Source organism: Limosilactobacillus pontis (assembly GCF_002940945.1).
Lineage (GTDB): Bacteria > Bacillota > Bacilli > Lactobacillales > Lactobacillaceae > Limosilactobacillus > Limosilactobacillus pontis_A.
In genome coordinates this window covers 1-14,287 of record NZ_PNFV01000014.1, presented here as the reverse complement: position 1 = coordinate 14,287, position 14,287 = coordinate 1, and the positions used below count along the sequence as shown (strand labels likewise).

At 37.6% G+C, this 14,287-nt stretch carries 9 protein-coding genes and 2 pseudogenes; 4 read left to right on the top strand and 7 right to left on the bottom strand.

The window, feature by feature from the left end; genetic code table 11:
* The first annotated feature begins 482 nt into the window (after nucleotides 1-482).
* Nucleotides 483-752 carry a transposase domain-containing protein gene (locus CK797_RS09180; RefSeq protein WP_263851313.1) on the top strand — a complete coding sequence of 90 codons (270 nt, stop codon included), beginning with the start codon at nucleotides 483-485 and terminating at the stop codon, nucleotides 750-752.
* 105 nt (nucleotides 753-857) lie between these two features.
* Nucleotides 858-1,029 (top strand): annotated as a pseudogene (locus CK797_RS09215) (ATP-binding protein); the annotation flags it as partial.
* Nucleotides 1,030-1,116: 87 nt separating this feature from the next.
* Here CK797_RS09215 and CK797_RS08560 read toward each other — a convergent pair.
* From CK797_RS08560 to CK797_RS08540, 5 genes are read right to left on the bottom strand one after another with little or no spacing between them, the layout of a single operon-like run.
* Nucleotides 1,117-2,319, bottom strand: coding sequence for a glycosyltransferase 87 family protein (locus tag CK797_RS08560; protein WP_104689324.1), 1,203 nt, complete (start codon nucleotides 2,317-2,319; stop codon nucleotides 1,117-1,119).
* A gap of 43 nt (nucleotides 2,320-2,362) precedes the next feature.
* Nucleotides 2,363-3,337 (bottom strand): glycosyltransferase family 2 protein, encoded by a 975-nt coding sequence (locus CK797_RS08555; protein WP_104689323.1) that lies wholly within the window; start codon nucleotides 3,335-3,337, stop codon nucleotides 2,363-2,365.
* Nucleotides 3,338-3,377: 40 nt separating this feature from the next.
* The gene (locus CK797_RS08550; protein WP_104689322.1) at nucleotides 3,378-4,913 is read right to left on the bottom strand and encodes a hypothetical protein; all 1,536 of its coding nucleotides are present in this window, start codon (nucleotides 4,911-4,913) and stop codon (nucleotides 3,378-3,380) included.
* Nucleotides 4,914-4,970: 57 nt separating this feature from the next.
* Nucleotides 4,971-6,287 (bottom strand): DUF6056 family protein, encoded by a 1,317-nt coding sequence (locus CK797_RS08545; RefSeq protein ID WP_104689321.1) that lies wholly within the window; start codon nucleotides 6,285-6,287, stop codon nucleotides 4,971-4,973.
* 20 nt (nucleotides 6,288-6,307) lie between these two features.
* Nucleotides 6,308-7,888, bottom strand: coding sequence for a peptide chain release factor 3 (locus CK797_RS08540; RefSeq protein ID WP_104689320.1), 1,581 nt, complete (start codon nucleotides 7,886-7,888; stop codon nucleotides 6,308-6,310).
* A gap of 184 nt (nucleotides 7,889-8,072) precedes the next feature.
* Between CK797_RS08540 and CK797_RS08535 the strand changes: the two genes are divergently transcribed.
* Nucleotides 8,073-9,509, top strand: coding sequence for an LCP family protein (locus CK797_RS08535; RefSeq protein WP_104689319.1), 1,437 nt, complete (start codon nucleotides 8,073-8,075; stop codon nucleotides 9,507-9,509).
* 596 nt (nucleotides 9,510-10,105) lie between these two features.
* On the top strand, nucleotides 10,106-10,810 hold the full coding sequence (locus tag CK797_RS08530) for a hypothetical protein (protein ID WP_104689318.1): 705 nt from the start codon (nucleotides 10,106-10,108) through the stop codon (nucleotides 10,808-10,810).
* A 230-nt stretch (nucleotides 10,811-11,040) separates the two neighbouring features.
* Here the strand turns inward: CK797_RS08530 and CK797_RS08525 are convergent, their stop codons facing one another.
* Complete coding sequence (locus CK797_RS08525) at nucleotides 11,041-13,947, bottom strand: LTA synthase family protein (RefSeq protein WP_104689317.1); 2,907 nt, start codon at nucleotides 13,945-13,947, stop codon at nucleotides 11,041-11,043.
* Nucleotides 13,948-14,194: 247 nt separating this feature from the next.
* Nucleotides 14,195-14,287 (bottom strand): annotated as a pseudogene (locus CK797_RS08520) (IS30 family transposase); the annotation flags it as partial.

Here is a 14,287-nt window from a genome sequence, read left to right as displayed (position 1 = left end):
TCCTAGTACTATACGAACAAATATCTCTCTAGTTTACCAAGTCATAATCAGCAACAATAAAAACAATTTTATATTTTACTATAGGTGTTTGTTTGATCAATATTATAATCTGAGGTGTTAAAAAATTTTTATTGCAAATGCAAGATATTTCATTTCCTGTAATTATCGTCAAATATTTCTAAAATTACGATACGCTTAGCTTGGCGGAATGTTTAATAACAGGCGTACATGATCTGGTATCATATGCTTTTCGATGATTTTGAACCCTTTATATTAACATAACAGCCGTAGTAGTTTTTTCCCAGCCACCCTAGTATATCAAGCAGTGGAGGAAAAGCGGCAACAAAGAATTACTCATGCGAAACCGTTGCTTGACAAGTTTTACCAGTACTTGGAAAGTATCACTTCACCACAGGGCCGCCTGTGTACAGCCATCAAGAATGCATTAAAGCTTCGCACAAGAATATATTGAATTTTTGAAAATGGACAAATCCCCCCTAAGTAATAACTCCCTGGAAGGAGAGATCCGTTTTACAACCTTGGTTCGTAAGAACTGTTTGTTTGCGAAAAGCATTCGTGGAGCTGAGGCCAACGCGATTTACTACACGTTAGTGGCGACAGCCAAAGTTAACAAACTAGATGTATATAAATATTTCAAATACCTGTTTGATCGACTACCTAATCAAAAAAGTAGCGACATTGAGGCTTTTTTACCATGGGCAGAAGAAGTGCAACAAGAATGTCATAACTAGAGAAAGGGCGTGGACCGCAAAAAGCCAGCGGATCACGCCCTTCTATTCGTTTTCAATACGTATCGCTATTGACTGCTTACGTTATTGTTGATTACTTACCCTGATCGTTATGAACGTAAATTAATGATCATAACGACCAGTGTCACATTATCTAGTTGGGGAACGGTACTACATGATTAGGCAACGACAAAGGCCATTTTAAACCGCCTTGTCTATCACTCCACATATGATTAAAATTAAAGGCAAATTATATCGACTAGCATCTGTCAATTCCTAAACCGCTAAAATTATACAATTTTATTCCGCCCTTTTTTGACATTCTTAAACTGTCCCTGACATAATGCATGTTTTATAAATAATTAATCTAAATATTGATATCTTCTCTCATTTTTATATGTCTTTTACTTGAGTCTCTAAATACCAATAAAGTAAATACACAATAATTAATAACTGCTATATCAGAAAATAAAGTAAGATTAACAGACATTCCAAACATCGCATGTGAATAAAAAATGAAACTACTAATTAATGCTATAAAGGTATTCACCCAGTATTTTGGTACCGCGATTGATAAAATCACCAATAGTACTTCTGTTAAATAACCATATCGATCATGCATACTTGGTAAGAACATAACACATGTCCAACTAATCCATACCGCATAAAAAAGTAGGTCCTTACCAGTTAGAGTTGCCCCTGCATAACTTATTATGAAGTAACAACCTATAAGTAATGCTCCTATTGTCAGTAAAATAAAAAAGTACTTAAGCATAATATATAGCGGTAAATTATGCTGGGAAACCTTATATATTATTCCTGAAAGATTCGGATAATACATATTTATATGCGTCTCACTAGTTTGCATAAAATATATGGTGAATGGCTCATACCATTTTCTCCCCATAACTATCCCGGGCAACGAACAAATATAGAATGCTAGTAACGAAACTCCAAAATACAAAATGCTAAATCTCCGTTGCTTTATATAAAGCAACAAATATAACGGAAGAATGAAAACTGTCTGTAATTTAAATGCAAAAGCAATTCCTAAAGAAATAAAAGCTAGTAAATCTTTTTCATATAATAGGCTAAGTAGGGACAGAAGGATGAATGAAACATAAATGGAATCACACTGCCCCCAAAGTCCAGAATCCATAATAATCGTAGGTACAAACAATATAACCGAATATGTAATTACAAATGTATTTTTACTTGGATTACTTATAATTTTGTTCAATATATAAGCCCCTACAATTGCAAGTATATAGTCAAAAAATATCGAAAGGCCTTTATACCAAAAAATATTTTTACCAGGTAAATAAGTAAAAAGTGTAATTATGAACTGATATGGTATTCCGTAATTACCTACTTGTTTCCTTAAAGCAGCTATTCTCCCCCCCTCACTTATTTGTTGATACCAAGGATCTAGAAAAAAGTTATAGTCATAGGACCTAAATTCTATTAACACAATCCGTATAGACAGAGCAAGCAAAGAAATTAGCATAAGCATTATTATTTCTTTGTGCTTAAGCAAAAAGGTTACTATTTTTCTCTCTCGTAGCGTCATATATATCCCTCATTTTCCCATTCGAGAATAATATAAGTTATATTTATAGCTCACTATTAGCCATCTTCTGTGTAAAGGTTTCGCTCTCAATAGTATATCTGGGGCGTCTCTTAACTTCTGAGAAAATTTTACCTATATATTCACCAATTACACTGATAGAAATCAGCTGAATACCACCAAGTAGCCAAATTGAGATCATCAGCGATGACCATCCGCTCACAACATGTCCCAAGCACTTTTCAATAATCGTATAGATCATGCAAATAATGCTAATTAAAACAGTAATAAGTCCTAAATATAGGATCAAATGAATGGGAGCGATGGAAAATGATGTAACACCATCTAAAGCAAAATGTAGCATCTTGCTAATTGGATACTTCGATTTACCAGCAAAACGCTCTTTCCGTGCATAATAGACTTTAGCTGACTTGTAACCGACTAATGGTACCATTCCACGCAAGAATAAATTCCGCTCCTTAAAGGCCAACAATCCTTCAGTAGCCCGCTTACTCAGCAACCGATAGTCGGCAGAGTCAGGTACCAAATTAACACCCAGTTTACGCATTAGACTATAAAACGCTAAAGCTGTTCGACGCTTGAAAAAGGTATCCGTCTCCCGACTATTACGAACCCCATAAACGACATCGTAGCCTTCTAAGTACTTATCAACCATCTTAGGAATTGCAGTTACATCATCCTGAAGGTCAGCATCAATGGTAATAATCATATCAGAATACTTGACCGCTACCGTCATGCCAGCTAACAGAGCATTCTGGTGCCCATAGTTACGGCTGAATTTAATACCAGTAACATATGAATATTCGCCTGTGTATTTTGATATAAGCTGCCAGGTCCTATCTCTACTTCCATCATTAACAAAAAGTAACTTACTATTTGAGGAAATTTTTTCTTGTTGTATTAAACCTTTTAGTATGTTCCCTAGTTCTTTGACAGTTTCAGGTAAAACCTCTTGCTCATTAAAGCAAGGGATAACTATTGTCAAAATATTATCTTGCATTAATTGTTTTCCTCCCCGTCGCCTCGGATACAAGCAAAGCCTATTCCGCAGGATAAATTGGCTGTTGTTCTTTTTTATTCTCATAGAACCTTGTGGTAATTTTTCGCTCTGGCTTAAAAACAATTCTAATTCGTGACCTGATAATATGATGAATATACAGAGTATTTTGCAGCCATTTCTCCATATCATAGGAATGCGGCCAATTTGTTTCTGTCATCTTACGATTTATATTATCTTGATCTTGTGGAACCTTTACTACCACAGAGGCCTTACCGCTTTTATCCGCTTCCACTATCTGATTAATAATATAGTTATTTACTGCAACTTTTGTTTTAGAGTCCACTTGTGCATTACTTGGTGGAAGTGGTTGGTAATTAAAATTAAATGCAACTAGCGATAGTAACACAATGACCAGTGGCCATATTCCTCCCAATTTCAAGATGCTTAAATACTTAATTAGATAGGCTAATCCAATATTAGCAGCTAAGAGAAAAAAGAATGCTACTGCCCACATTGCATCAGGCCTAGCGGCATAAGTCCCACCTGCTTGCATGTATGCAAGCAAAAGGTAAATTAACGAAATAAGCATAGAGACAATACTAATAACAACCGCTTCTAATATATTTGATTCCTTTTTAAGGATACCAAAAATAACCGCTACTAATATAAGAATTATAAAAATAAACAAAAATAATTTGTTTTGCAAGAAAACAAATTGCTGGATCTGATTAAGAGTCGAAAAGAATCTAGCTTTTAGTGAGCCCTGGGTAGCATCCTGAACCCTTTGAGCCCTCGCTCCATTTAAATCAAAAGCAATGGTTAAAAGCCAGAGAATTAATATAACCACGTAAAACCATATTTTCCGCCATACTTGATAACTTAGAATTTCTCTATTCTTAGCTATGTTCCAGAAAATCTCAACCAGTTTAGTGAAACACACTGTAGCTAAAATAATATTTAACTGAGTATTTGAAAAAATCGCAAAATATAGTGCAACTAAAAAGAAGCCTTTTTTCAAATTATTTAATTTAGAAAAAGTAACTGTAAAATTAGGAGTTTGTAAAATAATCAAGATTACACTAGCGTTTAGCAGCCCAGGGATGAGATAATAAAAATCGCACGCAAGGTCACCCGTCCAAAACATACTGTAGCTTTCTTGACTAATTTTTTTATATAATAAGAAAAAAGACAGGAAGAATAATATTTGTGTAAGTAATGCTTCTCTCCAGGTTAACTTAAGATGTCTCCTCGTAAATAAATAAAAGCAATAAAACATCCCCATTACAAAAAGCGAAATAACTAATGCAGTGGCTACAGTTATTGCACCAATATAATTTCCACTAAAAGGATAAAATATAAAGGCAGCGATATATCCACATATAGGCATTAATACCTCAGGGAGCACCCTTGTTGGATTCCAAGCTCCCCATAGGGGTATAGGCAAACGCATTGTCCCAATATATCTCCAATCATCTCCATCAAATGGTACTGTTGGAGTAATTAAAGCAAAATATACAAAGGACAAGGTGAAAATAATTATCGATACACTCAATACGGCTATCTTTTCCCGCTTCATTTTTTACCTCTTCTATATTTACATATCAGAATAGACTATATGATCCTATATGCGTTTTTAACGCAAAGATACTTTACCTATGTTAAAGTACCTCTCATAACCAATATTAGGGAAGCTTTGAGAACTATTAGTTAAATCAATATAGGAATTCTCTAAAGAATAGTTATTATAAGGATTGGAGTGAATTGGTTCTACTCGTACAATGTCTCTTCCGTCCTTTTTCTTATGTTCAATATAAGTATATCTGTCATTTAGAAGATTACTAAACTGAAATCCCTTATGTATGTCCACGGAGACTTTACCTAAACATAGCACGATACATAATGTTAGTAATATTAACCATACTTTATTCATCTTAAATATTGTCCAATTAATTGGTACCAAATACCACATACCAATAATTAAGAATAGGTATCCTCCTGCATATGTTCGTGATTCATTAACACCCTCAGGAGATACAATCATTACTAATATACTTGCAAGACCACCTAAAATGAATATTATACCTAGCCAATAGTCCACCGATTTTTTCCAGTAAGTGTATGCAAAATAAGCAATAAGTATATCAATAACAATCATTGCTACCATAAATGGATTGTGAAACATAAAATGAATAAACATTTTACTGCCATTAATAATTTTGACAAGAAAGGGCTCCTTTAAATACTCAGGATCTGCACTCCTTAAGCGCACCTGATTACCAGGTGAAAAAATTAGTAATAAGTAGCCAAATACTGCAAATAAGACTCCTGTTACCTTAGACTTGCTAATTTTACCATTCTTAAGATAGTCTTTCACTAATAATAAAATGGAAATTAAAATAAGCCCCCCAGAAGTGTTCTCATTCCCCCAGCCAGCAATAAAACCAGTTAGCACCAGCAAAGTATAATATAAGATTTTGTTATTTTTGAATCTTCCTTTAAGTAATAAAATTAAAAAGGCCAGATAAAATATCATGGGATCCATATAATTACCTGCCCCCGCACGCCAAATAAAAACACTAACAAATCCTGGAATAAATACTAAAGCAAAAAAACTAACTCCAAAAATCCTTGTAAATGAATAATACTTTCTTCCAAAACTATTTGTGATATAGAGTAATTCTACAAGAAATACAGAGAATAAAGCCGCATTGATGACGCTTGACAGGCCTTGCCCTTTTATCAAAGTTAATCTAAAAAAGCTCTGCCCCCAAAATCTACCACTCCAATAAAAATAATCACTAAAACCATCTTTAAGTGTTGTTATAAAGGAGTGGCAAGCAGCATATAAATCGTCGTTCATGAGTGGAGTCTTGAGATTCCATACTAACATCCCTACAAAAACGGCTAAAATGTATGTAATAAATATTCTTTTCTTTATTTTAAGATTCATTTTTCTCTCCTAATATATTCTTACAACTTCGCCGTCAGCTTAACATCCGGGTACTTCTGCTTGAACCAATTCTCAGCAAACTGGTTCTCAAATAGGAAGAGCGGCTGATCATGGATATCTTTAACCAGAATGTTCCGGGATGAGGACATCTTCTCGTCCAACTGTTCTGGATCGATCCACCGGGCCGTCTTATGCCCCATTGGCTCCATGATAACGTCTGAGTTGTACTCGTTCTTCATTCGGAACTTGAAGACTTCAAATTGTAGCTGACCAACGGCTCCTAGAATATAATCGTTGGAAGTGTAGCTCTTGTAGAGCTGGACCGCCCCTTCTTGAACCAACTGGTTAATTCCCTTGTGGAAGGACTTTTGCTTCATAACGTTCTTGGCAGATACACGGACAAAGAGTTCAGGAGTAAACTGCGGCAGCTTCTCAAACTGGATATTTTTCTTACCAGTGTAGATCGAGTCACCAATCTGGAAATTCCCGGTATCGTACAGACCGATAATATCTCCAGCGACCGCCGTTTCGACATTTTCCCGAGTGTCAGCCATAAACTCAGTGACGTTGGATAGACGAAGCGGCTTCTGTGTCCGAGCCAGCGTGACGTCCATCCCCCGGTCGAATTCCCCGGAGCAGATCCGGACAAAGGCGATCCGGTCCCGGTGTCGAGGGTTCATGTTGGCCTGGATCTTGAAGACGAAGCCGGAGAACTCCTTGTCAAGCGGCTTGACAACCTCACCGTCCTCGGTTTTGTGGTCGCCCGGCGCTGGGGCAAACTGCAGGTAATTCTCCAGAAAAGTCTGGACCCCAAAGTTGGTCAGTGCGGAGCCGAAGAAGACGGGAGTTTGGTCACCACGGGCGATCTTGTTACGGTCAAGTTTGTTACCGGCCACCTCGACCAATTCCATTCCGTCGAGAGCATCCTGCCACTCACCGGAACCTTCCAGTGGGTTGTCCCCCTTGACCTTGCCATCGTCACCCAACGGAAGATACGGATTATCCGGATCTGCTGGGTGAGTTAAGGCTACTCGGTGGTTGAAGCGGTCATAGAGTCCCTTGAATTGGTGTCCGGAACCGATCGGCCAGTTCATCGGGTAAGTCTCGATACCCAATACGTCTTCAACTTCATTCAGCAGGTCCAACGGCTCCCGAGCATCCCGATCAAACTTGTTCATAAAGGTAAAGATCGGGATCCCCCGCATCTTACAGATCTGGAAAAGTTTCTTGGTCTGGGGCTCAATCCCCTTGGCGGAATCAATCACCATAACCGCGGAGTCGACCGCCATCAGGGTCCGATAAGTATCTTCAGAGAAATCTTCGTGCCCCGGGGTATCCAGGATATTGATCCGCTTACCCTGAAAATCGAACTGCATGACGGATGACGTGACAGAAATCCCCCGCTTCTTTTCGATCTCCATCCAATCGGACTTAGCGAAATTCCCAGTCTTCCGTGCCTTGACCGTTCCGGCCTCCCGAACGACGCCCCCAAATAGGAGAAGCTGCTCGGTAATTGTGGTCTTCCCGGCATCAGGGTGGGAGATGATCGCAAAGGTTCGTCGCTTATTTACTGCTTCAGCGAGTTCTTTAGTTGATTTCATCGATAAAATCCTTTCATAATTGTATTCGCGAAATATCTCTACTATATTAATATAATTTTTCAGTAAAGTCTAACTTCCCAAAAGGTTACAGAAGGGTTAAACTTTAAGTATTGCGTTGAATTTGTAGCACTAATTTTGCTATATTTGTAATGTTAGAATTAATTTGGTCGAGGTATTAATCTTTATGGATAACAAAAATCACCGCGAATCTCGTGAGGAGTACCGGGAACGGATGGAAAGGCGGATTCGCAAACAGGTTAACGAAAACCGCCAGCGTGAACGCGAAGAGCAGCTCAACGAACAGTATGTCCATCAGACATCAAGTGTTGAACCACAGCCGCCGACAAAGCACCACTACAAGATGCCAAAGTGGATGCGAATTCTTATCTGGGTCCTGGTTATCTTGGTTACCCTAGGTGGCTTTTACGAATATCACAAGATCCACTCTGCTACCAACGGAATATTCACTAACGGCGACGGAAAGATCAGTAAAAAGCTCCAAAAGGGGGAACCAGTATCCGTCCTTGCGATGGGAACCGATGTTGGGGCTCTCAACCGTGGTAATAAAGGTGGGAATACTGACTCGATGGAGCTTTTCACCATTAATCCGAAGACTAAGACAATCACGATGACCAGTATTCCACGTGATATCCTAGTCCGAGTCAATACAGATGACGGTCCCGACTATGTTAAGTTAAACGCCGCCTATGCAATCGGTGGGCCAAAGCAATCGGTCAAGCAGGTTAAGGAACTCCTCGACGTACCAATTGACTACTATGCCGTCATCAACATGGGGGTCCTCGAAAAAGTTGTTAATTCTGTCGGTGGTGTTGAGGTTGATAACCCCTTCGCCTTCGATTACGAGGGTCACCACTTCAAAAAAGGTAAGCAGCATTTGAACGGTGCCAACGCCCTCAAATATTCGCGAATGCGGTATGACGATCCAAATAATGACTACGGCCGGCAAAAGCGTCAACAACAGATTCTGCGCAACGTCATTCAGAAATTTAAGACATCCGGTTCTATTAGCGCCGCCAACAAGATCTTGAGCGCAGTCGGTGATGGGGTCAAAACCAATATTCCGGTTGATGACATTGCTACCCTCTATGGTAACTACCACGGAGCCATGGAAAACGTCAAGACCTACCACTTCCAAGGACAAGATGCGACAATCGAAGGTGTTTCCTTCCAGATTGCTAGTCCAAAGGAGATTAACCGGATTTCCAAGCTAATCCGCAAGCAGCTCGGCCTTAAGCCTAAGAAAGTTGTTAACCACGAGACGAGAATGTACAAGTCACAACCAACTTACAATGGCTACAGTAACACAGACTTTATACTGCCTGGCGGTGCCTCCTACAATAACCCGGGTAGCGGCAACGGCAGTGACGAAGTTATTGGCAACCATCATACTTCCCGTAGCAGAAATTCAGCCGCAGGCAATACAGAAACAGTCACCTCAACTAATGAGAATGTAACCCAGAGCGTCCCCTCTCAAAGTCAGACACCCAGAATCTACTCCCGCTACCATAGCGGCTACAGTACAGGTTCTTACCAGGTACCGCACACATACTACCACCGATCTACACCGGCGTACTCAGGTAATTACCGCAGTACCCACTAATGTTAAAAAGCCGATCCTCACCATATAGTAAGTGGGATCGGCTTTCAGTATATATATAATAATTAGGAAACTTCATAATAGTTGTGTATCAATCAAAAAAGCCTTTACCCTAACCATACTATTATAGGTCGGTATTAACCAGCTTTACTATTGACGACAACCACTATTGATCGATTGTTCTAGGGTTCTTAACTACTGTGCCTGTCCACAGTTCTCAATATCTTTATCTTAGTTTAATCCTAATATCCAGTACCCATTACACCCCATCATCTGCAACTTACGATTTATTCACTGTTCTCGATTCTTAAGAATACCTATCCTCTACTAGATATCTTTTAAAAATAAAATATTTTCCTAACCAAATTACCTTCTTAAAGGGGAATATCATTAAGAGGGCTCACTTATTTAAGAAACAAACACAAATTTTGCATACCTACTACGTTGATCCAATATGATATCATTGCCGTTAAATATTATTTGATCGATATTTCAAGTAACATGAAACGGTAAAATGCCTTCTTGAATGCACAGACGTTCCATGTTAGGATTAGGCATAAATAAGCTATGTTTATTATTAAACTTAGGGAGGATATTTCATGAACAGAACATTCAAAAAAGTTGTTCTTGGGGCAGCGACATTGTCTGCTTCCGTATTATTGGCCGCATGTGGTCAGCAAACGACAAGCAGCCAGTCAGCAAGCCGTCATTCATCTTCCGCCACGCCTTCTGCCGAAAGTGAATCATCAAAGGCTTACCATTCAGCAAACAAGTTAATCAAGCAAGATCATTATCAAGCTGCTTATAACAAGCTTAACAACGTCAGTCACCGTTCCCAACAGGTAAACAACCTTAGTACAGACCTGGCTGGTTATCTAGACGCCAAGGAACAATACAGTAACGGTAATTATGACCAAGCCGCAAGTAAACTAACCAACTTAAAGTCAAGTAGTCCAGCAATGAAGAATGCTTATACAGCATTGCAAAACAAAATTACGAATGCTAAGAAGATGTCAAGCTCTGGTGTGGTCAGTTCAGGTTCAAATAATGTAACTAGTTCATCAGCAAGCTCCAGCTCAGCATCCAGTCAAGTAGTCTCAGATCAAAATAGTTCCAACGCCGTTAACAACTTTGCTAACAAGATGGGCTTCCATGGTAATGGTTATCAAATTACACCTACTACTAAGAATGGTAACAGTTACCGTTTTGAGGTTCGGCAAAACAACCAAGATAACACTGTTGCTAACATGGTAGGAATTTACCAATATAACGATCAAACTGGTATAGCAACTAAAATTCAATAAACTTATTGTGAGCCAGAAAGTAAAGCAGCTGTACAATAGTGGCTGTTTTTCAATTCGTATCATATACAAAAAAGACAGCTAATATCCAGATAAGGATAAGCATACGTATTAAAAGCAGTTCTATGATATTCGGTAAGGATAAGATAACGTCTTATCTTTACCGTTTTTTGTTTTTACAATACCATTGATTTAAAAGGAGAGTCAAATCCGACTCTCCCTTTCGTATCTCGTTATTTAAGATATTTCAGAACATAGTGGTGACCAGCAGTGACATCATACTGAACTAACTGGTAATCATGCCATATCTGACGTTGTTTCTTGGTGAAGCTCTTTACGCTTACAATTTTCCCCTTTTGATTGATAAATTCATTTCGATCTTTCTTGCTGTCATCAGATTGAGTGAAGTTTACAGTAACAGCTGGCAGTTTTTCGTAGACATCAGTTAACAAGGCCTGATACCAATTTACCTTAGAATTGGTTTGCTTAGCCACCATTGCGATAAAGTTATTAGGATCCGTATAGTTGACATTTTGCTTCAGCGGTTTAGCACCATGCTGACGAGCATAACGGTTAGAATAGATGAAGTAATCCGTTTCATGGAGTTCTTGTCCATCCTTCTTCATACTATTACCATAGATACCAGGTAAATGATCTCCGTAGAAGACAATAGTAATTGGCTTCTGGAGCTGATCAATTTGCTTAATAAACTGCTCAACATATTTATCAGTGTAATGAATACCGGTAATATAGTCATCGACTGAGGCTTTGTCCGTTCCCTTCGATACCTTGGCTGCCCGATATTTTGAAGAGTTATTATAGTAGTTTTGATCAAAAGGTAAGTGATTTTGCATGGTAATCAAATTAATAAACTGCCCCTTTTGATGGTCTTTAATTTGGTCAAGTGTATTCTCATAAGCCGTCCGATCAGATAAATAGGGGCTACGATCAATATAGTGCAAATGCTTAATTTTATCTTTCCCACCAAGGTACATAAACCTATTAAAGCCAAATTTCTTATAAACAGCAATTCGACTATAAAAAACCCCATAGTATGGATGAATAGATACTGCATATTTAAAATTATCAATAATCGATGGATCGGTTTCAAGTTTTGTCACAAGTTGGGTATACGGAACTGACAACATTGGCAAAAAATTACTTAAGCTATAACCTGTTAGAGTCATATATTCCATATTAGCAGTCCCACCACCATAACCAGAGCTTAACATCAAGCCGCCAGTAGTATGGTGAGTCATTTTAGTAATGTACGGAATTGGGTTATGGGTTAATTTTATTCCCGGTACACGCTCTGGATTAGCAAAGCTTTCACTAAGATTAAAAATAATCGTTTGCTCACCTAAATTATTAGATCGTATCCGGTTAAGTTGATTTGCATGACTCTGATAGCGATAAACCAACTGCTTCATCGTCTCAGCTGAATATCCCATCGGCTTAGTCATCACTTCTAGATCCACATTATTAAGAAATTGTAGTGTAGGACCATTTCTTTTAGCACCATCAAGCTGACTGTAAAAAGTTGGCTCATCATCAATTGCTCTTAACAAATTGAAAATTGGCCCTGGTTGATTCCAAAAGAAACTTGTAGTTAAAAGAATAGGTAGCCCAATAATATAAATAAAACGGTAGGGCCAACTCCATCGAATTTTAACTGGATGATGAAGCTCTAAAAATACTACAAAAAATATAATAATTATAATTGCTATCAATGCAATCATATAGACACGTCGATCAACCATTTTCAATAATTCAGTATTAATTGCGGACAAGTCTGCCGGCAATACGGGTTCAAATCTGGCCTGTATTTTAATATAATTCCCTATTATAAAAATAATATTGAAAATAACAACTATAGCCAAACTCACCCAATAACGATTAATAATAGCTTGAATAAATTTAATTGCTGAAAACACAATGATAGCTGTCAACAATAACAGAAGTTCACGTTTTCCCAATGCATAAGCAAAAATATTATAATCCCCATTTGTACCGCCAGCCCACACGGTAAAACTGTCATTAACCATTAACATAGAAATTAATGCAATTAAGTAACTTACACCAAAGGCTAAAATATTAGGTAATAAACCATATACGGTTATTTTTACTATCACAACTTGCTTAGTGAAGGAGTGCTCGGTAAAATTAGTTATCTTTTCATTAAGACACTGTAATTTAGGAATTCTTAAGATATATTGCCATAGGTAAGATAGTACTAAGATAATTAATAAAGTAAGAAGGACTAATATCCCAACCTTAGTTGCTGCCCCATTCATTGCTCTTACTACAGTATTATTTAGGAAAACTGAAATCCCTGTAGCTTCACTAAGCGTAAGAAATGTAAAAGTAATTACTAATGATAAATCTAAAATCTCTGGCAAAAGTCTCACAATTGCCATTGCAACAATGACAATTAAAATATCTGTACTTGTTGAATAGCGACTAACGGTGGTCCCATCAAGGCTAAGCCATGGCATTATAGCTTCTAAGCAAAGGTTCAAAATAAAAGCTACAAGTCCTACTAATAGCCATATTTTCTTATTCCACGTAACTAACCCATTTTGCTTAGTTAACCATCCCAATACAAAAATCAGCGAATAAAAAATACTGAGATTATTTTCTGACCATCCATATATGCTTGGAGTAAATAAAGTTCCAATTGTAATTATACTTAAGATTAGCCACAAAGTAATACGCTGCCATCGTATACTAAGTTGATCAGTCGCTGGACCAATAATCATTCCTAGTAAAACACCACTAATAATTGGGTACGAATTGCGTGCAATCGGCAATATTGCATCATAAATTGGTTGTGTAAGGTTTTCAGTACTAAAAATGGCCAAAGTCAAGCAAAGAAGACTACCAACAACAAAAGTATTGAGCCAAACTTTTATTAGTTGAGATTCGACATTCTTTAATCGCCATGACAAGCAAGCTCCTAATAAAAGAATGAGGACATTAGGCCCAATTGCGGTCAAGCCCTTAACAATCTGAATAAAACTGTTTTTCAAACTTTGCTCTTGATAATCCATAAATCGAGGAACTAGTTGCCAATATAGCTGACTAATCCCCACCCACATTAATACAAGAAAATATAATATTTTTTCACGTTTTTTCTTCATATTACTTTAACCTCACTTAAGTAATGAAACATCACTATTTGATAGCTAAATTTTTTACTGTTCCTATTACTTAGAAATAGCTACTTTTGTGTATATCATGTTTTATATCATATCCATGCCGAACACTCTATAATTATTTATAGGGTCACACCTAACAAAACATTCATAATATTTTATTAATTAGAATAACATCCGATCGTGTTGCATTAGTAAATAAACTTAATAAGTCCCGAAATGTCAATTTAAATTAGAAAAAAGCTGAAAGTTGTTCATCTGTGACATAGCTTAAGAATACTTCAAGTGGCGTGCGATAATTGAGTGACTTACGAGGAATATTATT